The following is a 23,921-nucleotide window of genomic DNA, read 5'->3' on the forward strand; positions in this document are numbered from 1 at the left end:
CCCGAACAGGACCGTGAAACGACTCTACGCCGATGATAGTGCGGATTCCCGTGTGAAAGTAGGTAATCGTCAGGCTCCCTAAGCCAGAAACCCCCGCCCGAAAGGCGGGGGTTTTTGCATTGGCGCGGCGGAAATGCACCAAGGGACGGGCGGCCTGGCCGGAGCTGGGGCGCCGAATGCACCGATCCAGGCACCTGCCGTTCTCGAGCGATCCGCGGCACCGTCGCCACGCAAGTCTTTAGGTGCGTTTCGCGGCGCTCCACATCAATCTGGCTGGGGCCGAAGCGCCGAAGCGCCGAAGCGCCGAAGCGCCGAAGCGTCGTCTCGGGTCTCCATTGTTCTCGAGCGGTCGACAGCTCTGCGCCACTGATCAAATCGATCGAGCTGGCCCCGCACTCGTGGCTGGCGCTGGCCGAAACCCACATTCCAACATCCGCCTTCCCGCTGTTCACGACGATGGCGACCAGGTCGAGTAGCGTCTCCATCACATACCTAGCTACCTCTCGACGTAGATTTGAACGTCGCGGGCTCTGGTCCGATGTGGCATCGTCGCCCCCTCGATTGCCGACTATCGGACGTCGTTCAGCGGCGTATTGAGCTCATCCTTGGCCCAAAGTCACCATTGCAATTCCGTGCCTATCGAGCATGTTTCGCTGCCTCCGTCACCGCGTGAAGCGCCAACATGAGCCAGGCAACGGGTCGCCTCAATCGGGTGTTTGGGCGTGTTCTAACCACGAGCGTTGAACGACTGCTACCCGTCGAGCGAGTGAAGACGGATTGAGCCCAGGATGACATCGTGTAGCCATTCAGAGCTGTTTCCGCCTCAATTCATTGCATCTTCGCTCAAGTTGACCTACACGAAGATACGAGCACGCGTAATCAGTCGGTTCGAAAAAAGCGGCGTGTCGCGCGAACCGCACGTCCGCGAGTTCATCGACCGGATAGCGTCAGGAATCCGCGCTGTTGCTTTTGACGAGCACGGGCTGCCCGTCGCGCAACACCTAGATTTCTTCAATGACTGAATAGGCCGTGCCGCCAAAGCAGTCTCACCCTTCGTCCATTGAGCGCGAAGTGTGTGCAGTCGACGTCGACGCCGTTCGATCGTACCGTGCATCCGATACTCGGATCCCGGAGTGCGGAGCCATCGACGGGCGAAAACCAGCGCGCCGTGTTCCGGCCTTGATCTCGGGTTAGCACGACCAACGCCGGGAGCGAGCAGTAGGTACTGAAGACCGGATGTCGAACGCCAGCTTTCCGGCGTCGTCGGATAGATGCGGAGCGGAAAACGCGCCGGCGTCAAACTCCGCGCAGGTATTGATGTTCAACTGCACGAGACGAGCATCGTACGGGCAGGCGGGATGTCGCGTGTATGCTGCGGACTCGCTGCGATAGGCCGACCAGATACTGATGTTCGTCGGCTTACACGATGGAGAGATGCAGTGGGCGGCACATTGCAGAATGTTCGCCGAGATCGCTTCGACAAGCCTGCGGGGCAGGCTCGGGCGGGGCCGCATATCGTCGCCGAGCAATGGCTGCAACGGGTCGACGCTCGCCGGTCCGTCGGACTCACGCTCTGGTGCGTTATCGCCGGCGCAGGCGAGATTACATGGACACCTCGTTGAGCAGCCACGCATAGGCGATCGCATCTTGGCCCAACGGGGAGGCCTAGCAGAACCGATGCGCACGGCACCGAGGCAGCCGGCATCTAGTGCGGGCTTCAGTCGGTCATATGCGGTGAGCACTGCGGCTGCCGCCGGGCGTCCTGGAGCGTGGCTGTCACCCAGCGCCAGCTGGCGGATCCTGGTGATCGTGCTCGGGCGATACCAGGCGTCCGACGGACCGGCGGCATGCACGGTCAAAGCCATGAAGTCATCGCAACGGCAAGCCTGCGCACGAAGATCCGAACCGGAGGCGGGCAGTTGACCCGCGATGGTATCGCGCCTGTCGCTTAAGTCGGCAAAGGTCGGTGTCGCGCCCATCACTTCCGGTCGGCGGCCGGCCGGATGGCCCGAAGCAGCTGCCGGAAAACACCCGAAAGCCTTGCCATGTATATCGCCTGCAGGTCCGGCCAGACAACCGTGAGATCGGAGGCGGCATCGCGCAAAGTATCAGGGGCGGATCAATGAATCCGCCCGGCACGGAATTTGCGGAAATTTTTCGTTTACCCGCTTGGCAGAGTGCGAAAGAGGTCGTATGATGGCGGTCTTTCGTTTTCAGCGTAGATGCAGATCGACGTTGAGGGCGGAGTCTGACGAAGATGTGGCACTGATCGGTAGCACCCATGCTTGCCTTAGCCGGGCGAGGGCGGGAGATCGGTGGTCAAGCCGGTGTCGGGAAGAGAGTGAAAATAATCTTCCGGATGTGCTTGACAGATGTGCGATGCACCCCCATAATCGTCAGTTCTCTACGGAGGGGTGCCCGAGTGGCTAAAGGGGGCAGACTGTAAATCTGTTGGCTTACGCCTACGTTGGTTCGAATCCAACCTCCTCCACCAAGATTATCAGCGCAGTGAGCGGTAAGGAATCGTTTGTGGCCCGTGCGGGTGTAGCTCAATGGTAGAGCAGAAGCCTTCCAAGCTTACGACGAGGGTTCGATTCCCTTCACCCGCTCCAGACCGCGAAGTTGAAGCGTAAAGCGCCCATGTGGCTCAGTGGTAGAGCACTCCCTTGGTAAGGGAGAGGTCGGCAGTTCGATCCTGCCCATGGGCACCAGCAGTACAAAGTCAGTGTCTTGTTTGCGCGCGGCGCAACCTGTGAAATTCCTTTTGGGAGTCGAAAATGGCCAAGGGTAAATTCGAGCGGACCAAGCCGCACGTGAACGTTGGTACGATTGGTCACGTTGACCACGGCAAGACGACGCTGACGGCAGCGATCACGACGGTTCTGACGAAGAAGTTCGGCGGCGAAGCGAAGGCATACGACCAGATCGACGCGGCACCGGAAGAAAAGGCGCGCGGCATTACGATCAACACGGCACACGTCGAGTACGAAACGGCTAACCGCCACTACGCACACGTCGACTGCCCGGGCCACGCTGACTATGTGAAGAACATGATCACGGGCGCAGCGCAGATGGACGGCGCGATCCTGGTTTGCTCGGCAGCTGACGGCCCGATGCCGCAGACGCGTGAGCACATCCTGCTGGCGCGTCAGGTTGGCGTTCCGTACATCATCGTGTTCCTGAACAAGTGCGACATGGTGGACGACGCTGAACTGCTCGAGCTGGTCGAGATGGAAGTTCGCGAACTCCTGTCGAAGTACGACTTCCCGGGCGACGACACGCCGATCGTGAAGGGTTCGGCCAAGCTGGCGCTGGAAGGCGACACGGGCGAGCTGGGCGAAGTGGCGATCATGAGCCTGGCCGACGCGCTGGACACGTACATCCCGACGCCGGAGCGTGCAGTTGACGGCGCGTTCCTGATGCCGGTGGAAGACGTGTTCTCGATCTCGGGCCGTGGTACGGTCGTGACGGGTCGCGTTGAGCGCGGCATCGTGAAGGTCGGCGAAGAAATCGAAATCGTCGGTATCAAGCCGACGGTGAAGACGACCTGCACGGGCGTCGAAATGTTCCGCAAGCTGCTGGACCAAGGTCAAGCAGGCGACAACGTTGGTATCCTGCTGCGCGGCACGAAGCGTGAAGACGTGGAGCGTGGCCAGGTTCTGGCGAAGCCGGGTTCGATCACGCCGCACACGCACTTCACGGCTGAAGTGTACGTGCTGAGCAAGGACGAAGGCGGCCGTCACACGCCGTTCTTCAACAACTACCGTCCGCAGTTCTACTTCCGTACGACGGACGTGACGGGCTCGATCGAGCTGCCGAAGGACAAGGAAATGGTGATGCCGGGCGACAACGTGTCGATCACGGTGAAGCTGATCGCTCCGATCGCGATGGAAGAAGGTCTGCGCTTCGCAATCCGCGAAGGCGGCCGTACGGTCGGCGCCGGCGTCGTCGCCAAGATCATCGAGTAAGCCAGTTATTCGTTGATCGACAGTTTTGGGGCTGGCAACAGCCGGCCCCAGCATGGTTTAGGGGTATAGCTCAACTGGCAGAGCGTCGGTCTCCAAAACCGAAGGTTGGGGGTTCGATTCCCTCTGCCCCTGCCAAAAAATAGCCACGTGTCCTACGTGGCATTTGTTTTAAGGTGTTATGGCGAATCCATCCGTCGAAACTGTAAATACCTCCGGCGATAAGCTGATGCTGGCCCTGGGCGTATTGTTGGTCTTGGCCGGATTCGTGGGCTTCTTCTGGCTGGCCAATCAGCAGTGGTATGTCCGCGGTGCCGCGTTGGCGGTAGGTATCATCGCCGGCGTGGCCGTCGGGCTGATGTCCGCACCTGGCAAGAGCCTCATCGCCTTTGCCAAGGATTCGTACAAGGAAGTCCGCAAGGTCGTTTGGCCCACCCGCAAGGAAGCAACGCAAACCACACTCGTCGTGTTCGGTTTCGTGCTCGTGATGGCGATTTTCCTCTGGTTGAGTGACAAATCGATCGAATGGGTGATTTTCTCGGCGATTCTGGGTTGGAAATGATATGAGCGATACTCCGGCATCCCCGAGCGGAAAGCGTTGGTACGTCGTGCACGCCTACTCCGGTATGGAGAAGAGCGTGCAACGTGCGCTTCAGGAGCGCATTGAACGTGCTGGCATGCAGGACAAATTCGGTCAGATCCTGGTCCCGACCGAAGAAGTGGTCGAAGTCAAAGGCGGCCACAAGGCAGTAACCGAGCGTCGTTTCTTCCCCGGCTACGTGCTGGTTGAGATGGAAATGACGGACGAAACGTGGCACCTCGTGAAGAACACCGCGAAGGTCACCGGTTTCGTCGGCGGTGCACGTAACCGCCCGACCCCGATTTCCCCGAAGGAAGTCGAGAAGATCATGTCGCAGATGCAGGAAGGCGTTGAGAAGCCGCGCCCGAAGACCCTGTTCGAAGTCGGCGAGATGGTGCGTGTCAAGGAAGGCCCGTTCACGGACTTCAATGGCACCGTCGAAGAAGTCAACTACGAAAAATCGCGCGTGCGTGTGTCGGTCACCATCTTTGGTCGATCCACCCCGGTCGAACTCGAGTTCGGCCAGGTCGAAAAAGTTTGATCCCGATTCGGTGGGCAGCCTCGGCTGCCCACCTTCGCGCTTACGGCCCGCGTCATGGCCGTTGAGGAGCGTCAGTAGCCAGTGGCGAAAGCGCGTTACTACTCACCGAACGCCTTCTCCGGCGTTCCAATGAGGTTCACAAATGGCAAAGAAGATTATCGGCTTTATCAAGCTGCAGATCCCTGCAGGTAAAGCCAACCCGTCGCCGCCGGTCGGTCCGGCACTGGGCCAGCGCGGCCTGAACATCATGGAGTTCTGCAAGGCGTTCAACGCGCAGACTCAAGGCATGGAGCCGGGTCTGCCGGTGCCGGTGGTCATCACGGCATTCGCTGACAAGAGCTTCACGTTCGTGATGAAGACGCCGCCGGCGACCGTCCTGATCAAGAAGGCGGCGAAGGTGGACAAGGGCTCGAGCAAGCCGCACACCGACAAGGTCGGTTCGATCACGCGCGCTCAAGCTGAAGAAATCGCGAAGACCAAGATGCCGGACCTTACGGCAGCTGATCTGGACGCAGCCGTTCGCACCATCGCTGGTAGCGCACGCTCGATGGGCATCACTGTGGAGGGCGTGTAAATGGCTAAGATCTCCAAGCGCCGTCAGGCATTTGCTGCCAAGGTTGATCGTCAGAAGCTGTACGCGATCGAAGACGCACTGAGCCTCGTGAAGGAATGCGCGAGCGCGAAGTTCGACGAGTCGATCGACGTCGCAGTCCAGCTCGGCATCGATGCGAAGAAGTCGGACCAGGTCGTTCGTGGTTCGGTCGTTCTGCCGGCAGGTACAGGCAAGTCGGTTCGCGTTGCTGTGTTCGCGCAAGGCGAGAAGGCTGAGCAAGCGCGTGCAGCAGGCGCGGAAATCGTCGGTATGGAAGACCTGGCAGAGCAGATCAAGGCTGGCCAGATGGACTTCGATATCGTGATCGCTTCGCCGGACACGATGCGTATCGTCGGTACGCTCGGCCAGATCCTCGGCCCGCGCGGCCTGATGCCGAACCCGAAGGTCGGTACGGTCACGCCGGACGTCGCAACCGCCGTCAAGAACGCGAAGGCTGGTCAGGTGCAATTCCGTGTCGACAAGGCCGGTATCATCCACGCGACCATCGGCCGTGCATCGTTCGAACCGACCGCACTGCGTTCGAACCTGTCGGCACTGATCGAAGCGCTGCAGAAGGCAAAGCCGGCAACGAGCAAGGGCGTCTACCTGCGCAAGATTGCACTGTCGAGCACGATGGGCGTCGGCGTGCGTGTCGACCAGGGTACGCTGGCAGCACAGTAAGCAAGTATTCGGGCCGCTTCGTTCGCGAAGCGGTCTAAATGGGCTTTGGGCGGTTGTTCGTGCAGTAGGCGGGCAACCGGTTATCAAAGACCGTTGGTGGGGCGCAGCAGTCAGGTGATCCCTTAATTCAAGCCAACGCAGATGGCGAACCCGAAAAAGTTTTGCAGTGGTGAAGCCGCAGGCCGTGAAGCGATTCCCGGCGTGAGGTGGAAATACTCCTAACGAGGTCGGACGCCGTTGTTGAACGAGGTACGCGAGGTTTCGTGCCGAACGTATCGTTTCTGGAGGCTAACCGTGCCGCTTAATAGAGAAGACAAGCAAGCCGTCGTCGCTGAGGTTTCCGCGCAAGTCGCGAAGGCCCAGACCGTTGTGCTGGCTGAGTATCGTGGAATTGCGGTTGGCGATCTGACCAAGCTGCGCGCGCAAGCGCGTGAGCAACAGGTTTACCTGCGCGTGTTGAAGAACACGCTGGCGCGTCGCGCTGTTGAAGGTACGCCGTTTGCTCCGCTGGCAGAGCAGATGACTGGCCCGTTGATCTACGGCATCTCGGAAGATGCAATTGCTGCTGCTAAGGTCGTCAACGACTTCAGCAAGAGCAATGACAAGTTGGTCATCAAGGCTGGTTCGTTCGATGGCAAGGTGATGGACAAGGCTGGCGTGCAAGCGCTGGCAAGCATCCCGAGCCGCGAAGAACTGCTCTCGAAGCTGCTGTTCGTTATGCAATCGCCTGTTTCGAGCTTCGCGCGCGCTCTTGCCGCGCTGGCCGAGAAGAAGCAAGCGGAAGCTGCGTAATCGAACGTGCATCAGCGTCATTGATCGCTGGCTGTATCCGAATTCAATTTAGGAGTATTTCAAATGGCAATCGCAAAAGAAGACATCCTGGCAGCAGTCGAAGGGATGACCGTTCTGGAACTGAACGAACTGGTCAAGGCATTCGAAGAGAAGTTTGGCGTGTCGGCAGCTGCAGTGGCAGTCGCTGGCCCGGCAGGCGGCGGCGCTGCTGCTGCTGCTGAAGAGCAGACCGAATTCACGGTCATGCTGCTCGAAGCAGGCGGCAACAAGGTTGCAGTCATCAAGGCAGTTCGCGAACTGACGGGCCTGGGCCTGAAGGAAGCGAAGGACCTGGTTGACGGCGCACCGAAGCCCGTCAAGGAAGCAGTGCCGAAGGCTGCTGCTGACGAAGCCAAGAAGAAGCTGGAAGACGCAGGCGCGAAGGCTGAAATCAAGTAAGTTTCGGTTCGTTGCGCGAAGGCTGGCGGTATTTTCACCGCCGGCCTTTTTGTGCTTTGTGGGGACGTTATTCTGGCACTCATTCGGGAGCCCGAATAATCGGTCCCAGAAGCCAAAGAAAACCGTCTGATCGTTGCGATTGATCACGAATGGCGGTTCTCTTTGTCTTCTGAAGCGACTGCAGAAGGCAAGTTTGGTCGGGTAGCGGGCAACACAGGCATCCGCTGCCGTCAGCCAGCGGTTGGTAGCGGCCAACCACCAAGCTTCTCGGCTCGTTCAAGCCGTGTCGGACGGCCATCGGGTCTCAGTCGGTGAACACTCGGGTTTGAAACGTCCAGGTATTCCGCCTCGATAGCACCCGCCGTGATTCGGAGATCGTATGCAATATTCCTTCACCGAGAAGAAGCGCATTCGCAAGAGTTTCGCGAAGCGCCCCATCGTTCACCAAGTTCCTTTCTTGCTGGCTACCCAGCTTGAATCATTCAGCACGTTTCTGCAAGCCGATGTGCTCGCGGCGCAACGCAAGCCCGAAGGTTTGCAGGCCGCGTTCACGTCGGTATTTCCCATTGTTTCGCACAACGGCTTCGCTCGCCTCGAGTTCGTGAGCTACGCGCTGTCCGCGCCGGCATTCAACATCAAGGAATGCCAGCAGCGCGGCCTGACGTACTGCTCCGCACTGCGCGCGAAGGTCCGCCTTGTCATCCTCGACAAGGAATCGCCGAACAAGCCGGTCGTCAAGGAAGTGAAAGAGCAGGAAGTGTACATGGGCGAAATGCCGCTCATGACGCCGACGGGCTCGTTCGTCATCAACGGCACCGAGCGTGTCATCGTCTCGCAGCTGCACCGTTCGCCGGGCGTGTTCTTCGAACACGACAAGGGCAAGACGCACAGCTCGGGCAAGCTGCTGTTCTCGGCACGGATCATTCCGTATCGCGGCTCGTGGCTCGACTTCGAATTCGACCCGAAGGACATCCTGTACTTCCGCGTCGACCGTCGCCGCAAGATGCCGGTCACGATCCTGCTGAAGGCCATCGGCCTGACGCCGGAACAGATCCTCGCGAACTTCTTCGTGTTCGACAACTTCACGCTGATGGACGAAGGCGCGCAACTCGAGTTCGTGCCCGAGCGCCTGCGTGGTGAAGTCGCGCGTTTCGACATCACGGATCGTGATGGCAAGGTCATCGTCCAGAAGGACAAGCGGATCAACGCGAAGCACATTCGCGACCTCGAAGCCGCGAAGACCAAGTTCATCTCGGTGCCGGAAGACTATCTGCTCGGCCGCGTGCTGGCGAAGAACGTCGTCGATGGCGACACCGGCGAAGTGATCGCGAGCGCGAACGACGAAGTCACGGAAAGCGTGCTCGAGAAGCTGCGCGAAGCGGGCATCAAGGACATCCAGACGCTCTACACGAACGACCTGGACCAGGGCCCGTACATCTCGTCGACGCTGCGTGTCGACGAAACGACCGACAGGACGGCCGCGCGCATCGCGATCTACCGCATGATGCGTCCGGGCGAGCCGCCGACCGAAGAAGCGGTCGAGGCACTGTTCAACCGTCTGTTCTACAGCGAAGAAGCGTACGACCTGTCGAAGGTCGGCCGTATGAAGTTCAACCGCCGCGTCAGCCGTGACGAGATCACCGGCCCGATGACGCTGCAGGACGACGACATCCTCGCGACGATCAAGATCCTCGTCGAGCTGCGCAACGGCAAGGGCGAAGTGGACGACATCGACCACCTCGGCAACCGTCGCGTGCGTTGCGTCGGCGAACTGGCGGAAAACCAGTTCCGCGCAGGTCTCGTGCGTGTCGAGCGCGCGGTCAAGGAACGCCTCGGCCAGGCCGAAAGCGAAAACCTGATGCCGCACGACCTGATCAACTCGAAGCCGATTTCGTCGGCGATTCGCGAGTTCTTCGGTTCGTCGCAGCTGTCGCAGTTTATGGACCAGACCAACCCGCTGTCGGAAATCACGCACAAGCGCCGTGTTTCCGCACTGGGCCCGGGCGGTCTGACGCGCGAGCGCGCAGGCTTTGAAGTCCGCGACGTGCACCCGACCCACTATGGCCGCGTGTGCCCGATCGAAACGCCGGAAGGTCCGAACATCGGCCTGATCAACTCGCTCGCACTGTATGCGCACCTGAACGAGTACGGCTTCCTCGAGACGCCGTACCGCAAGGTCGTGGACAGCAAGGTGACCGACCAGATCGATTACCTGTCGGCGATCGAAGAAGGCCGCTACATGATCGCTCAGGCGAACGCCGCGATCGACGAGAACGGCCAGCTGATCGACGAACTCGTGTCGTCGCGTGAAGCCGGCGAAACGATGATGGTCACGCCGGATCGTATCCAGTACATGGACGTTGCGCCGTCGCAGATCGTGTCGGTGGCAGCTTCGCTGATTCCGTTCCTTGAACACGATGACGCGAACCGTGCACTGATGGGTTCGAACATGCAGCGTCAGGCCGTGCCGTGTCTGCGTCCGGAAAAGCCGGTCGTCGGTACGGGCATCGAGCGCACCTGTGCGGTCGACTCGGGTACGACGGTTCAGGCGTTCCGCGGCGGCGTCGTCGATTATGTCGACGCGGGCCGTATCGTGATTCGCGTGAACGACGACGAAGCAGTCGCAGGTGAAGTCGGTGTCGACATCTACAACCTGATCAAGTACACGCGTTCGAACCAGAACACGAACATCAACCAGCGTCCGATCGTGAAGATGGGCGACAAGGTCTCGCGCGGCGACGTGCTGGCCGACGGCGCCTCGACGGACCTGGGCGAGCTTGCGCTCGGCCAGAACATGCTGATCGCGTTCATGCCGTGGAACGGCTACAACTTCGAGGATTCGATCCTGATCTCGGAGAAGGTCGTTGCGGACGATCGCTACACGTCGATCCACATCGAAGAGCTGAACGTCGTTGCACGCGACACGAAGCTCGGGCCGGAAGAAATCACGCGCGACATCTCGAACCTGGCAGAAGTCCAGCTCGGCCGTCTCGACGAATCGGGCATCGTGTACATCGGTGCTGAAGTCGAAGCAGGCGACGTGCTGGTCGGCAAGGTCACGCCGAAGGGCGAGACCCAGCTGACGCCGGAAGAGAAGCTGCTGCGCGCGATCTTCGGCGAGAAGGCTTCGGACGTGAAGGACACGTCGCTGCGCGTGCCGTCGGGCATGAGCGGCACCGTGATCGACGTCCAGGTGTTCACGCGTGAAGGCATCCAGCGCGACAAGCGTGCGCAACAGATCATCGACGATGAACTGAAGCGTTACCGTCTCGACCTGAACGACCAGCTGCGCATCGTGGAAGGCGACGCGTTCCAGCGTCTCGCACGCATGCTCGTGGGCAAGGTCGCGAACGGTGGTCCGAAGAAGCTCGCGAAGGGTACGAAGATCGACCAGGCTTACCTGGAAGACCTCGACCACTACCACTGGTTCGACATCCGCCTCGCGGACGACGAAGCAGCGGCGCAGCTCGAAGCGATCAAGAACTCGATCGAAGAAAAGCGTCACCAGTTCGACCTCGCGTTCGAAGAGAAGCGCAAGAAGCTCACGCAAGGCGACGAACTGCCGCCGGGCGTGCTGAAGATGGTCAAGGTGTACCTTGCGGTCAAGCGTCGCCTGCAGCCTGGCGACAAGATGGCAGGCCGTCACGGTAACAAGGGTGTCGTGTCGAAGATCGTCCCGATCGAAGACATGCCGTACATGGCCGATGGCCGTCCGGCAGACGTCGTGCTGAACCCGCTGGGCGTTCCGTCGCGGATGAACGTGGGTCAGGTTCTGGAAGTGCACCTCGGCTGGGCCGCGAAGGGTCTCGGCTGGCGTATCGGCGAAATGCTGCAGCGTCAGGCGAAGATCGAGGAAATGCGCGTGTTCCTGACGAAGATCTACAACGACTCGGGCCGCCAGGAAGATCTGGAAAGCTTCACCGACGAAGAGATCCTCGAACTCGCGAAGAACCTGCGCGAAGGCGTGCCGTTCGCAACGCCGGTGTTCGACGGTGCGACCGAGGAAGAAATGGGCAAGATGCTCGACCTCGCGTTCCCGGACGACATCGCTGAACAGCTCGGCATGAACCCGTCGAAGAACCAGGTCCGTCTGTACGACGGCCGCACGGGTGAAATGTTCGAACGTCGCGTGACGCTTGGCTACATGCACTACCTGAAGCTGCACCACTTGGTCGACGACAAGATGCACGCGCGTTCGACCGGTCCGTACTCGCTCGTCACGCAGCAGCCGCTGGGTGGTAAGGCGCAGTTCGGTGGCCAGCGTTTCGGTGAAATGGAAGTGTGGGCACTCGAAGCGTACGGCGCGTCCTACGTGCTGCAGGAAATGCTGACGGTGAAGTCGGACGACGTGAACGGCCGTACCAAGGTTTATGAAAACCTGGTCAAGGGCGATCACGTGATCGATGCAGGCATGCCGGAATCCTTCAACGTGCTCGTGAAGGAAATCCGCTCGCTCGGTATCGACATCGATCTCGACCGCAATTAATCGGACTACGGAGAGAAAGCAATGAAAGCTCTGCTCGATCTATTCAAGCAAGTCCAACAGGAAGAAGTTTTCGACGCGATCAAGATCGGTCTGGCCTCGCCGGACAAGATCCGTTCGTGGTCGTTCGGCGAAGTGAAGAAGCCGGAGACCATCAACTACCGTACGTTCAAGCCGGAACGCGATGGTCTCTTCTGCGCGAAGATCTTCGGGCCGATCAAGGACTACGAGTGCCTGTGCGGCAAGTACAAGCGTCTGAAGCACCGCGGCGTGATCTGCGAGAAGTGCGGCGTCGAAGTGACGCTGGCGAAGGTGCGTCGTGAACGGATGGGCCACATCGAGCTGGCCTCGCCGGTCGCTCACATCTGGTTCCTGAAGTCGCTGCCGTCGCGTCTGGGCATGGTGCTCGACATGACGCTGCGCGACATCGAACGCGTGCTGTACTTCGAAGCCTATGTGGTGATCGAACCGGGCATGACGCCGCTGAAGGCGCGGCAGATCATGACCGAAGAGGATTACTACAACAAGGTCGAGGAATACGGCGACGAATTCCGTGCCGAAATGGGCGCGGAAGGTGTGCGTGAACTGCTGCGCGCGATCAACATCGACGAGCAGGTCGAGACGCTGCGCACCGAGCTGAAGAACACCGGCTCGGAAGCGAAGATCAAGAAGTACGCGAAGCGCCTGAAGGTCCTCGAGGCATTCCAGCGCTCGGGCATCAAGCCCGAGTGGATGATCCTCGAAGTGCTGCCGGTGCTGCCGCCGGAACTGCGTCCGCTCGTGCCGCTGGACGGCGGCCGTTTCGCGACGTCGGACCTGAACGACCTGTATCGCCGCGTGATCAACCGTAACAACCGGTTGAAGCGTCTGCTCGAGCTGAAGGCGCCTGAAATCATCGTCCGCAACGAAAAGCGGATGCTGCAGGAAGCCGTCGACTCGCTGCTCGACAACGGTCGTCGCGGCAAGGCGATGACGGGTGCGAACAAGCGTCCGCTGAAGTCGCTCGCCGACATGATCAAGGGTAAGGGCGGTCGTTTCCGTCAGAACCTGCTGGGCAAGCGCGTCGACTACTCGGGCCGTTCGGTCATCGTGGTCGGCCCGACGCTGAAGCTGCACCAGTGCGGTCTGCCGAAGCTGATGGCGCTCGAACTGTTCAAGCCGTTCATCTTCAACAAGCTGGAAGTGATGGGCGTTGCGACGACCATCAAGGCTGCGAAGAAGGAAGTCGAGAACCAGACGGCTGTGGTGTGGGACATCCTCGAAGAGGTGATCCGCGAGCACCCGGTGATGCTGAACCGTGCGCCGACGCTGCACCGTCTCGGTATCCAGGCATTTGAGCCGGTGCTGATCGAAGGCAAGGCAATTCAGCTGCACCCGCTCGTCTGCGCGGCGTTCAACGCCGACTTCGACGGTGACCAGATGGCCGTTCACGTGCCGCTGTCGCTCGAAGCGCAGATGGAAGCGCGTACGCTGATGCTGGCGTCGAACAACGTCCTGTTCCCGGCCAATGGCGATCCGTCGATCGTGCCGTCGCAGGATATCGTGCTGGGTCTGTACTACGCGACCCGCGAAGCGGTCAACGGCAAGGGCGAAGGCCTGTCGTTCACGGGCGTGTCGGAAGTGATCCGCGCGTACGAGAACAAGGAAGTCGAGCTCGCATCGCGCGTCAACGTGCGGATCACCGAAATGGTCCACAACGAAGACACGTCGGAAGGCGCACCGCCGTTCGTGCCGAAGATCTCGCTGTACGCGACGACCGTCGGTCGCGCGATCCTGTCGGAGATCCTGCCGCACGGCCTGCCGTTCTCGGTGCTGAACAAGCCGCTGAAGAAGAAGGAAATCTCGCGCCTGATCAACACGGCGTTCCGCAAGTGCGGTCTGCGCGCGACGGTGGTGTTTGCCGACCAGCTGATGCAGTCGGGTTTCCGTCTCGCGACGCGTGCCGGCATCTCGATCTGCGTGGACGACATGCTCGTGCCGCCGCAGAAGGAAACGATCGTCGGCGACGCCGCGAAGAAGGTGAAGGAGTACGACCGTCAGTACATGTCGGGTCTCGTCACCGCGCAGGAACGCTACAACAACGTGGTCGACATCTGGTCGGCAACGTCGGAAGCGGTCGGCAAGGCGATGATGGAGCAGCTGTCGACGGAGCCGGTGACGGACCGCGACGGTAAGGAAACGCGCCAGGAATCGTTCAACTCGATCTACATGATGGCCGACTCGGGCGCCCGGGGTTCGGCGGTTCAGATTCGTCAGCTGGCCGGTATGCGAGGCCTGATGGCGAAGCCGGACGGCTCGATTATCGAGACGCCGATTACCGCGAACTTCCGCGAAGGTCTGAACGTGTTGCAGTACTTCATCTCGACCCACGGTGCACGTAAGGGTCTGGCTGATACGGCACTGAAGACCGCGAACTCGGGTTACCTGACGCGTCGTCTCGTCGACGTCACGCAGGATCTGGTCGTGGTGGAAGACGATTGCGGCACGTCGAACGGCGTGGCGATGAAGGCACTCGTCGAAGGCGGTGAAGTCGTCGAAGCGCTGCGTGACCGTATCCTCGGCCGCGTTGCGGTTGCGGACGTCGTGAACCCGGAAACGCAGGAAACGGTGTACGAATCGGGCACGCTGCTCGACGAAACGGCGGTCGAGGAAATCGAACGCCTCGGCATCGACGAAGTGCGCGTGCGCACGCCGCTGACCTGCGAAACGCGTTACGGCCTGTGCGCAGCCTGCTACGGCCGTGACCTCGGCCGCGGCTCGCTCGTGAACGTCGGCGAAGCAGTCGGCGTGATCGCGGCACAGTCGATCGGTGAACCGGGCACGCAGCTGACGATGCGTACGTTCCACATCGGTGGTGCGGCATCGCGCGCGGCAGTGGCTTCGTCGGTCGAAGCGAAGAGCAACGGTATCGTCCGCTTCACGGCGACGATGCGCTACGTTACGAACGCGAAGGGCGAGCAGATCGTCATTTCCCGTTCGGGCGAAGCGATGATCACCGACGACTTCGGTCGCGAGCGCGAGCGTCACAAAGTGCCGTACGGCGCGACGCTGCTGCAGCTCGACGGCGTGACGATCAAGGCAGGCACGCAGCTCGCCACGTGGGATCCGCTGACGCGTCCGATCATCACCGAGTACGGTGGTACGGTGAAGTTCGAGAACGTCGAGGAAGGCGTGACCGTCGCGAAGCAGATCGACGACGTGACCGGCCTGTCGACGCTGGTCGTGATCGACGTGAAGCGTCGTGGCTCGCAAGCTTCGAAGAGCGTGCGTCCGCAGGTCAAGCTGCTCGACGCGAACGGCGACGAAGTGAAGATTCCGGGCACGGAGCACGCAGTGCAGATCGGCTTCCAGGTCGGCGCACTGATCACCGTGAAGGATGGCCAGCAGGTGCAGGTCGGTGAAGTGCTCGCACGTATCCCGACGGAAGCGCAGAAGACGCGTGACATTACCGGCGGTCTGCCGCGGGTGGCGGAACTGTTCGAAGCGCGTTCGCCGAAGGATGCCGGCATTCTCGCGGAAGTCACCGGTACGACGTCGTTCGGTAAGGACACGAAGGGCAAGCAGCGTCTCGTCATCACGGACCTCGAGGGCAACCAGCACGAGTTCCTGATCGCGAAGGAAAAGCAGGTTCTGGTTCACGATGCTCAGGTCGTCAACAAGGGCGAAATGATCGTGGACGGTCCGGCCGATCCGCACGACATCCTGCGTCTGCAGGGTATCGAGGCGCTGTCGCGCTACATCGTCGACGAAGTGCAGGACGTGTATCGTCTGCAGGGCGTGAAGATCAACGACAAGCACATCGAGGTGATCGTTCGCCAGATGCTGCGTCGTGTGCAGATCACCGACAACGGTGATACGCGCTTCATCCCGGGCGAACAGGTCGAGCGTTCCGACATGCTGGACGAGAACGATCGCATGATCGCCGAGGACAAGCGTCCGGCTTCGTACGACAACGTGCTGCTCGGTATCACGAAGGCATCGCTGTCGACCGACTCGTTCATCTCCGCGGCATCGTTCCAGGAAACGACCCGCGTGCTGACCGAAGCGGCGATCATGGGCAAGCGCGACGATCTGCGTGGCCTGAAGGAAAACGTGATCGTCGGCCGTCTGATTCCGGCCGGTACGGGTCTCGCGTTCCACAAGGCACGCAAGGCGAAGGAATCGTCGGATCGCGAGCGTTTCGACCAGATCGCAGCGGAAGAGGCATTCGACTTCGGCACGCCGAGCGCGCCGGCAGAAGAGCCGCAGCAACACCCGGCAGCCGAGTAAGTGCGGGCGGCGCGAGCCGCCTTGCCTTACCTCGCTGTCACCGAAACCGCCCGGTTCTGCCGGGCGGTTTTTTTTCATCTGTCGTTCACGCGCATGACGAGCCTGCCGCAGCCATCGCAATCACTTGCCGCGCGGACGCCGCAGGCTCGTCATGCGCGCGAACGAACCTGGCCGATCAGCCAAATCCGCACGATTCGCCACGCGTCGCGCGAGCGGGTTGTTAAAATTGCGGTCATCGTTTAGCCGTCCCAGTCCTCATTCATGTCCCGCGCCCTCGAAATCCTCGACGAAGTATTTGGTTATCCCGCATTTCGCGGCCAGCAGGGCGAGATCGTCGAACACGTCGCCGGCGGCGGCGATTGCCTCGTGCTGATGCCGACCGGCGGCGGCAAGTCGCTGTGCTACCAGATTCCGGCGCTGCTGCGCCGCGAGGCCGGGCAAGGCGCCGGCATCGTCGTGTCGCCGTTGATCGCGCTGATGCAGGACCAGGTCGCCGCACTGAGGGAAGTGGGCGTGCGCGCCGCGTACCTGAATTCGACGCTGTCGAGTGCCGAGGCCGCGGCGACCGAGCGCGCGCTGCGCGAAGGCGAAATCGATCTGCTCTACGTCGCGCCGGAACGGCTGATGACGGGGCGCTTCCTCGACCTGATCGAGCGCGCGAAGATCGGGCTGTTCGCGATCGACGAAGCGCACTGCGTGTCGCAATGGGGGCACGATTTCCGTCCGGAATATATCCAGCTGTCGGTGCTGCACGAGCGATTCCCGTCGGTGCCGCGCATCGCGCTGACTGCCACGGCCGATGCGATCACGCGCGACGAGATCATCCATCGCCTCGCGCTCGACGACGCGCGCGTGTTCGTGTCGAGCTTCGACCGCCCGAACATCCGCTACCGGATCGTCGAAAAGGACAACGCGCGTTCGCAGCTGCTCGATTTCATCCGCGCCGAACACACGAATGCCGACGGTACGACGGATGCGGGCGTCGTCTATTGCCTGTCGCGCCGCAAGGTCGAGGAAACGGCCGAATGGCTGAAGGCGCAGGGCGTGCGCGCGCTGCCGTATCACGCGGGGATGGAGTTCGAGGTGCGGCAGAAGCACCAGGAAATGTTCCAGCGCGAGGAAGGCATCGTGATGTGCGCGACGATCGCGTTCGGCATGGGCATCGACAAGCCGGACGTGCGCTTCGTTGCGCACCTGGATCTGCCGAAGAGCGTCGAAGGCTACTACCAGGAAACGGGCCGCGCCGGCCGCGACGGGATGCCCGCGAATGCGTGGATGGCGTACGGTCTCGGCGACGTCGTCCAGCAGCGCAAGATGATCGACGAGTCCGATGCGGACGACGCGCACAAGCGCGTCCAGACGTCGAAGCTCGACGCGCTGCTCGGGCTGTGCGAGACGATCTCGTGCCGCCGCGTGCGGCTGTTGAACTACTTCGGCGAGGAGAGCAAGCCGTGCGGCAACTGCGACACCTGCATCGAGCCGCCGGCTTCGTGGGACGCCACGCGTGAGGCGCAGATGGCGCTGTCCTGCGTGTTCCGCGCGCAGCGCGCAAGCGGCTTCAATTTCGGCTCGAGCCACCTGATCGAGATCCTGCGCGGCGGGCGCACCGAGAAGGTGTTGCAGCGCGGTCACGACCAGCTCACGACGTTCGGGATCGGCGCGTCGCTGTCGGAACCCGAGTGGCGCGCGATTTTCCGGCAGCTCGTCGCGTACGGCTTCCTGGCCGTCGATCACGGCGGCTTCGGCGCGCTCGTGCTGACCGAGGCCGCGAAGCCCGTGCTGAAGAACGAGGAGAAGGTCACGCTGCGCCGCTACGTGAAGCCGCAGCGCACGCGCCAGTCGTCGAGCCGCAGCGGTACGCGCGTCGATCCGACGGCCGGCATGGGCACGCGTGAACGCGCACGGTGGGATGCGCTGCGCGCCTGGCGTGCGGAAACGGCGAAGACGGACGGCGTGCCGGCCTACGTGATCTTCCACGATGCGACGCTCGCCGAGATCGCGCGCAACGCGCCGGAGTCGATCGACGACCTGCGCCATATCCCCGGCATGGGCGTGCGCAAGCTGGAGCGCTTCGGCGACGAGATCATCGACGTCGTCGAATCGGCCTGACACAGGCGTTCCGACCCTTCCGGTAAACCACGCGTTCGGCTGGCAAATCACGCAAGCCGTTGACTTAGTTGGTATTTCCGGAATATGATGCTGGGTTCCGGTATTCGGTGGGCCGAGTCGCGTTCCAAGGTTCGCACCCGTTTCGCCGGTTCGGAAGTCAACTGTGCGCCGATTCTCGCTTTGCCCGAAATCGATGCGCAGATTTTGTTCAATTTCAGGAATAAACAATGCCAACCATCAACCAACTGGTTCGCAAAGGCCGTCAGTCGGAAACGACGAAGAGCAAGAGCCCGGCCCTGCAGGACTGCCCCCAGCGTCGCGGCGTGTGCACCCGTGTGTACACGACGACGCCGAAGAAGCCGAACTCGGCACTCCGTAAGGTCGCCAAGGTTCGTCTGACGAACGGCTTCGAAGTGATTTCGTACATCGGCGGTGAAGGCCACAACCTGCAGGAACACTCGGTTGTGCTGATCCGCGGCGGCCGTGTGAAGGACTTGCCGGGTGTGCGTTACCACATGGTTCGCGGCTCGCTGGATACCCAGGGCGTCAAGGACCGTAAGCAAGCGCGCTCGAAGTACGGCGCGAAGCGTGCAAAGGCTGCCAAGTAAGCAGTTTTTGATCAGGGATCGCCGCAGGGCGGTCAAGGCGGGAGTGCCGGATTGCCGGTGCTGTCGAGTAAGTGGTCACCCGGCCAAGCTGGTTAGTCGTGAAGATGTGATCGGGTTTGTTGGTGGCCGCGGAGCTGGAACCAGCTCCAACTGAACAAGTAAAGGAAGAATCATGCCGCGTCGTCGCGAAGTCCCCAAGCGGGAAGTGTTGCCGGATCCGAAGTTCGGTAACGTTGATGTAGCCAAGTTCATGAACATGCTGATGCTGTCCGGCAAGAAGTCGGTCGCAGAGCGCATCGTTTATGGCGCATTCGAACAAATCCAGACCAAGGGTGGCAAGGACCCGCTGGAAGTGTTCACGGTTGCGCTCAACAACGTCAAGCCGGTGGTCGAAGTGAAGAGCCGTCGCGTTGGTGGTGCCAACTATCAAGTTCCGGTCGAAGTGCGCCCGTCGCGTCGTATGGCATTGGCGATGCGCTGGCTGCGTGAGGCTGCGAAGAAGCGTAGCGAGAAGTCGATGGCCCTGCGCCTGGCAGGTGAACTCTCCGAAGCGGCCGAAGGCCGTGGCGGCGCGATGAAGAAGCGCGACGAAGTTCACCGCATGGCAGAAGCCAACCGCGCGTTCTCGCATTTCCGTTTCTAAGCGCCTGGCTGGGCTGTTAGCGGAAATAAATTCCGGGCGGGTGCGCTTTTCAGGCGCCTCGCCCGTTTGTGTTGAAGCATGATGCAGCAGCGCTGCATCGTGTCATCCCAGTAGAGGATCAAAGTGGCTCGCAAGACTCCTATCGAGCGCTACCGCAATATCGGTATTAGCGCTCACATCGACGCCGGCAAAACGACGACGACCGAGCGCATTCTGTTTTACACCGGTGTGAACCACAAGATCGGTGAAGTCCACGACGGCGCAGCCACGATGGACTGGATGGAGCAGGAGCAGGAGCGTGGCATCACGATCACGTCCGCTGCTACCACCGCCTTCTGGAAGGGCATGGGCGGCAACTATCCGGAACACCGCATCAACATCATCGACACCCCGGGCCACGTCGACTTCACGATTGAAGTCGAGCGCTCGATGCGCGTGCTCGACGGCGCGTGCATGGTGTACTGCGCAGTGGGCGGCGTGCAGCCGCAGTCGGAAACGGTGTGGCGCCAGGCGAACAAGTACAAGGTGCCGCGTCTCGCGTTCGTCAACAAGATGGACCGTACCGGCGCGAACTTCTTCAAGGTCTACGACCAGCTCCGTCTGCGCCTGAAGGCGAACCCGGTTCCGGTCGTGGTGCCGATCGGTGCGGAAGAAGGCTTCAAGGGTGTCGTCGACCTGATCAAGATGAAGGCGATCATTTGGGACGAGGCATCGCAAGGTACCAAGTTCGACTACGTCGACATCCCGACGGAACTCGTCGACACGTGCAACGAATGGCGTGAAAAGATGGTCGAAGCGGCTGCAGAGTCGAACGAAGACCTGATGAACAAGTACCTGGAAGCAGGCGAGCTGTCGGAAGCCGAGATCGTCAAGGGTCTGCGTGACCGTACGATAGCGTGCGAAATCCAGCCGATGCTGTGCGGTACCGCGTTCAAGAACAAGGGCGTGCAGCGTATGCTCGACGCCGTGATCGATTTCCTGCCGTCGCCGGTCGACATCCCGCCGGTTACGGGTGAACTCGAAAATGGCGAGAAGACGGAACGCCGTGCGTCCGACGACGAGAAGTTCTCGGCACTCGCGTTCAAGATCATGACCGACCCGTTCGTCGGCCAGCTGATCTTCTTCCGCGTCTACTCGGGCGTCGTCAATTCGGGCGACACGCTGCTCAATGCGACCAAGGACAAGAAAGAGCGTCTCGGCCGTATTCTGCAGATGCACGCGAACCAGCGCGAAGAAATCAAGGAAGTTCGCGCAGGCGACATCGCTGCTGCGGTCGGCCTGAAGGAAGCGACCACGGGCGACACGCTGTGCGATCCGGCACATCCGATCGTGCTCGAACGCATGATTTTCCCGGAGCCGGTGATTTCGCAGGCCGTCGAGCCGAAGACGAAGGCTGACCAGGAGAAGATGGGCCTGGCGCTGAACCGTCTCGCTCAGGAAGATCCGTCGTTCCGCGTGCAGACCGACGAAGAATCGGGTCAAACCATCATTTCGGGTATGGGCGAGCTCCACCTCGAAATTCTGGTCGACCGGATGAAGCGCGAATTCGGCGTGGAAGCGACCGTCGGCAAGCCGCAGGTGGCGTACCGCGAAACCATTCGCAAGTCGGCCGCGGATGTCGAAGGCAAGTTCGTCAAGCAGTCGGGTGGTCGTGGTCAGTACGGCCATGCGGTCATCACGCTCGAGCGCAGCGAACTGGGCAAGGGCTACGAGTTCGTCGACGCGATCAAGGGCGGCGTGATTCCGCGCGAATACATCCCGTCGGTGGACAAGGGTATCCAGGAAACGCTGAAGAGCGGCGTGCTGGCAGGCTTCCCGGTTGTCGACGTGAAGGTCACGCTGACGTTCGGTTCGTACCACGACGTCGACTCGAACGAAAATGCGTTCCGCATGGCCGGTTCGATGGCGTTCAAGGAAGCGATGCGTCGTGCTGATCCGGTTCTGCTCGAGCCGATGATGGCCGTGGAAGTGGAAACGCCGGAAGACTTCATGGGCAACGTGATGGGCGACCTGTCGGGTCGTCGCGGCATCATCCAGGGTATGGATGACATGGTCGGCGGCGGCAAGATCGTGCGCGCCGAAGTGCCGTTGTCGGAAATGTTCGGCTACTCCACGTCGCTGCGTTCGCTGACGCAGGGTCGCGCAACGTACACGATGGAGTTCAAGCACTACGCTGAAGCTCCGAAGAACGTTGCAGAAGCGATCATCAGCGCGAAGACGAAGTAATTCGTTATCACAATCGATTATTTTTGAAAGAAGAGAATCATGGCAAAAGGTAAATTCGAGCGGACCAAGCCGCACGTGAACGTTGGTACGATTGGTCACGTTGACCACGGCAAGACGACGCTGACGGCAGCGATCACGACGGTTCTGACGAAGAAGTTCGGCGGCGAAGCGAAGGCATACGACCAGATCGACGCGGCACCGGAAGAAAAGGCGCGCGGCATTACGATCAACACGGCACACGTCGAGTACGAAACGGCTAACCGCCACTACGCACACGTCGACTGCCCGGGCCACGCTGACTATGTGAAGAACATGATCACGGGCGCAGCGCAGATGGACGGCGCGATCCTGGTTTGCTCGGCAGCTGACGGCCCGATGCCGCAGACGCGTGAGCACATCCTGCTGGCGCGTCAGGTTGGCGTTCCGTACATCATCGTGTTCCTGAACAAGTGCGACATGGTGGACGACGCTGAACTGCTCGAGCTGGTCGAGATGGAAGTTCGCGAACTCCTGTCGAAGTACGACTTCCCGGGCGACGACACGCCGATCGTGAAGGGTTCGGCCAAGCTGGCGCTGGAAGGCGACACGGGCGAGCTGGGCGAAGTGGCGATCATGAGCCTGGCCGACGCGCTGGACACGTACATCCCGACGCCGGAGCGTGCAGTTGACGGCGCGTTCCTGATGCCGGTGGAAGACGTGTTCTCGATCTCGGGCCGTGGTACGGTCGTGACGGGTCGCGTTGAGCGCGGCATCGTGAAGGTCGGCGAAGAAATCGAAATCGTCGGTATCAAGCCGACGGTGAAGACGACCTGCACGGGCGTCGAAATGTTCCGCAAGCTGCTGGACCAAGGTCAAGCAGGCGACAACGTTGGTATCCTGCTGCGCGGCACGAAGCGTGAAGACGTGGAGCGTGGCCAGGTTCTGGCGAAGCCGGGTTCGATCACGCCGCACACGCACTTCACGGCTGAAGTGTACGTGCTGAGCAAGGACGAAGGCGGCCGTCACACGCCGTTCTTCAACAACTACCGTCCGCAGTTCTACTTCCGTACGACGGACGTGACGGGCTCGATCGAGCTGCCGAAGGACAAGGAAATGGTGATGCCGGGCGACAACGTGTCGATCACGGTGAAGCTGATCGCTCCGATCGCGATGGAAGAAGGTCTGCGCTTCGCAATCCGCGAAGGCGGCCGTACGGTCGGCGCCGGCGTCGTCGCCAAGATCATCGAGTAATATCGACGATCCGCGGATCCCGACGGGGTCCGCGATTCCGCGGTATGCAGTCCGTACCGCCGAAACCGGGTGTCCAGCTTGCGCTGGCACCCGGTTTTGTTTTTCCGTCACGCTGAAGCGTGGGGTGAGAAACTCGCACCATCGCTCCAGAATTTCGTGTAGAATCGCGGGCTTAGCAGTGGAAGTACCGCAAGGAACCTGATGTCTCGCTCCCCGCAGGCGTCAAGTTTCACGTTCTTTTAGTGTCCGGCGATGCAACATCGCCTCGCTCTTTTCAAGGAATCGTCATGCAGCAACAGAAAATCCGCATTCGCCTGAAGGCATTCGACTATCGTCTGATCGATCAATCGGCTGCCGAAATCGTCGATACCGCGAAGCGGACTGGCGCAATCGTCCGTGGCCCGGTGCCGCTGCCGACGCGCATTCAGCGTTTTGACATCCTGCGTTCGCCGCACGTCAACAAGACGTCGCGTGATCAGCTCGAAATCCGTACCCACCAGCGCCTGATGGACATCGTCGATCCGACCGACAAGACGGTTGACGCGCTGATGAAGCTCGACCTGCCGGCTGGCGTCGACGTGGAAATCAAGCTGCAGTAAGGCTTCCAGCGCCGATCGGCTTGTCGGGCGGCGCTAAGTCTTTGATTGCTTGCGGAAAACGCGAGGTCGGGCTATAATGCTTGGCTTTTCGCGTATTCGCGTAAAAAAGTTGGGCCTTGCGTGCCCGGCATTTTGTAAATCAGCCCCGACCAATCGCAGTCGGGA

Annotated in this window: 16 protein-coding genes and 4 tRNA genes; all 20 read left to right on the top strand. The window is 60.9% G+C overall.

Annotation, left to right across the window (positions count from 1 at the left end; genetic code table 11):
* Window positions 1-2,408: 2,408 nt before the first annotated feature.
* Window positions 2,409-2,494, top strand: a tRNA-Tyr gene (locus G3O00_RS11635).
* 44 nt (window positions 2,495-2,538) lie between these two features.
* Window positions 2,539-2,612 (top strand) — tRNA-Gly (locus tag G3O00_RS11640).
* A gap of 24 nt (window positions 2,613-2,636) precedes the next feature.
* A tRNA-Thr gene (locus G3O00_RS11645) sits at window positions 2,637-2,711 on the top strand.
* Window positions 2,712-2,777: 66 nt separating this feature from the next.
* Window positions 2,778-3,968: an elongation factor Tu gene (gene tuf / locus G3O00_RS11650; RefSeq protein WP_011350666.1), complete on the top strand. Its 1,191-nt coding sequence runs from the start codon at window positions 2,778-2,780 to the stop codon at window positions 3,966-3,968.
* Between the two features lie 59 nt (window positions 3,969-4,027).
* Window positions 4,028-4,103: transfer RNA gene (locus tag G3O00_RS11655), tRNA-Trp, on the top strand.
* 43 nt (window positions 4,104-4,146) lie between these two features.
* Window positions 4,147-4,527, top strand: a complete 381-nt coding sequence (gene secE / locus G3O00_RS11660) for a preprotein translocase subunit SecE (protein WP_006482892.1) — start codon at window positions 4,147-4,149, stop codon at window positions 4,525-4,527.
* 1 nt (window position 4,528) lies between these two features.
* Window positions 4,529-5,086, top strand: coding sequence for a transcription termination/antitermination protein NusG (gene nusG, locus G3O00_RS11665; protein WP_006400672.1), 558 nt, complete (start codon window positions 4,529-4,531; stop codon window positions 5,084-5,086).
* A gap of 142 nt (window positions 5,087-5,228) precedes the next feature.
* Complete coding sequence (rplK, locus tag G3O00_RS11670) at window positions 5,229-5,660, top strand: 50S ribosomal protein L11 (protein ID WP_006477201.1); 432 nt, start codon at window positions 5,229-5,231, stop codon at window positions 5,658-5,660.
* Window positions 5,661-6,359, top strand: a complete 699-nt coding sequence (gene rplA, locus G3O00_RS11675; protein ID WP_174936650.1) for a 50S ribosomal protein L1 — start codon at window positions 5,661-5,663, stop codon at window positions 6,357-6,359.
* A gap of 294 nt (window positions 6,360-6,653) precedes the next feature.
* On the top strand, window positions 6,654-7,151 hold the full coding sequence (gene rplJ / locus G3O00_RS11680; RefSeq protein WP_011350668.1) for a 50S ribosomal protein L10: 498 nt from the start codon (window positions 6,654-6,656) through the stop codon (window positions 7,149-7,151).
* Between the two features lie 63 nt (window positions 7,152-7,214).
* Window positions 7,215-7,589: a 50S ribosomal protein L7/L12 gene (rplL, locus tag G3O00_RS11685; protein ID WP_011350669.1), complete on the top strand. Its 375-nt coding sequence runs from the start codon at window positions 7,215-7,217 to the stop codon at window positions 7,587-7,589.
* Between the two features lie 379 nt (window positions 7,590-7,968).
* Entirely contained in the window at window positions 7,969-12,075 is a 4,107-nt protein-coding gene (gene rpoB / locus G3O00_RS11690; RefSeq protein WP_011350670.1) for a DNA-directed RNA polymerase subunit beta, read from the top strand.
* 21 nt (window positions 12,076-12,096) lie between these two features.
* The gene (rpoC, locus tag G3O00_RS11695; RefSeq protein ID WP_011350671.1) at window positions 12,097-16,341 is read left to right on the top strand and encodes a DNA-directed RNA polymerase subunit beta'; all 4,245 of its coding nucleotides are present in this window, start codon (window positions 12,097-12,099) and stop codon (window positions 16,339-16,341) included.
* 21 nt (window positions 16,342-16,362) lie between these two features.
* Window positions 16,363-16,584 (top strand): hypothetical protein, encoded by a 222-nt coding sequence (locus G3O00_RS11700; protein ID WP_174936647.1) that lies wholly within the window; start codon window positions 16,363-16,365, stop codon window positions 16,582-16,584.
* Window positions 16,585-16,602: 18 nt separating this feature from the next.
* Window positions 16,603-18,450: a DNA helicase RecQ gene (gene recQ / locus G3O00_RS11705; protein WP_174936644.1), complete on the top strand. Its 1,848-nt coding sequence runs from the start codon at window positions 16,603-16,605 to the stop codon at window positions 18,448-18,450.
* Between the two features lie 227 nt (window positions 18,451-18,677).
* On the top strand, window positions 18,678-19,058 hold the full coding sequence (gene rpsL / locus G3O00_RS11710; protein WP_006400662.1) for a 30S ribosomal protein S12: 381 nt from the start codon (window positions 18,678-18,680) through the stop codon (window positions 19,056-19,058).
* 172 nt (window positions 19,059-19,230) lie between these two features.
* Window positions 19,231-19,701, top strand: a complete 471-nt coding sequence (rpsG, locus tag G3O00_RS11715; RefSeq protein ID WP_006477195.1) for a 30S ribosomal protein S7 — start codon at window positions 19,231-19,233, stop codon at window positions 19,699-19,701.
* 123 nt (window positions 19,702-19,824) lie between these two features.
* Window positions 19,825-21,927: an elongation factor G gene (fusA, locus tag G3O00_RS11720; RefSeq protein WP_206143045.1), complete on the top strand. Its 2,103-nt coding sequence runs from the start codon at window positions 19,825-19,827 to the stop codon at window positions 21,925-21,927.
* A gap of 39 nt (window positions 21,928-21,966) precedes the next feature.
* Entirely contained in the window at window positions 21,967-23,157 is a 1,191-nt protein-coding gene (gene tuf, locus G3O00_RS11725) for an elongation factor Tu (RefSeq protein WP_011350666.1), read from the top strand.
* A 287-nt stretch (window positions 23,158-23,444) separates the two neighbouring features.
* A complete protein-coding gene (rpsJ, locus tag G3O00_RS11730; protein ID WP_004199280.1) occupies window positions 23,445-23,756 on the top strand; it encodes a 30S ribosomal protein S10 in 312 nt (103 codons plus the stop codon).
* The last annotated feature ends 165 nt before the right edge of the window (window positions 23,757-23,921 follow it).

The sequence above is a fragment of the Burkholderia sp. Ac-20384 genome (assembly GCF_017104605.1).
GTDB lineage: Bacteria > Pseudomonadota > Gammaproteobacteria > Burkholderiales > Burkholderiaceae > Burkholderia > Burkholderia lata.

What these genes read in the sequence shown, in the direction of transcription:
- rpoC (WP_011350671.1), top strand. Translation starts at nt 12,097, where the DNA reads ATGAAAGCTCTGCTCGATCTATTCAAGCAAGTCCAACAGGAAGAAGTT.
- rplK (WP_006477201.1), top strand. Translation starts at nt 5,229, where the DNA reads ATGGCAAAGAAGATTATCGGCTTTATCAAGCTGCAGATCCCTGCAGGT.
- nusG (WP_006400672.1), top strand. Translation starts at nt 4,529, where the DNA reads ATGAGCGATACTCCGGCATCCCCGAGCGGAAAGCGTTGGTACGTCGTG.
- recQ (WP_174936644.1), top strand. Translation starts at nt 16,603, where the DNA reads ATGTCCCGCGCCCTCGAAATCCTCGACGAAGTATTTGGTTATCCCGCA.
- secE (WP_006482892.1), top strand. Translation starts at nt 4,147, where the DNA reads ATGGCGAATCCATCCGTCGAAACTGTAAATACCTCCGGCGATAAGCTG.
- rpsJ (WP_004199280.1), top strand. Translation starts at nt 23,445, where the DNA reads ATGCAGCAACAGAAAATCCGCATTCGCCTGAAGGCATTCGACTATCGT.
- rpoB (WP_011350670.1), top strand. Translation starts at nt 7,969, where the DNA reads ATGCAATATTCCTTCACCGAGAAGAAGCGCATTCGCAAGAGTTTCGCG.
- tuf (WP_011350666.1), top strand. Translation starts at nt 21,967, where the DNA reads ATGGCAAAAGGTAAATTCGAGCGGACCAAGCCGCACGTGAACGTTGGT.
- tuf (WP_011350666.1), top strand. Translation starts at nt 2,778, where the DNA reads ATGGCCAAGGGTAAATTCGAGCGGACCAAGCCGCACGTGAACGTTGGT.
- rpsG (WP_006477195.1), top strand. Translation starts at nt 19,231, where the DNA reads ATGCCGCGTCGTCGCGAAGTCCCCAAGCGGGAAGTGTTGCCGGATCCG.
- rpsL (WP_006400662.1), top strand. Translation starts at nt 18,678, where the DNA reads ATGCCAACCATCAACCAACTGGTTCGCAAAGGCCGTCAGTCGGAAACG.
- rplL (WP_011350669.1), top strand. Translation starts at nt 7,215, where the DNA reads ATGGCAATCGCAAAAGAAGACATCCTGGCAGCAGTCGAAGGGATGACC.
- rplA (WP_174936650.1), top strand. Translation starts at nt 5,661, where the DNA reads ATGGCTAAGATCTCCAAGCGCCGTCAGGCATTTGCTGCCAAGGTTGAT.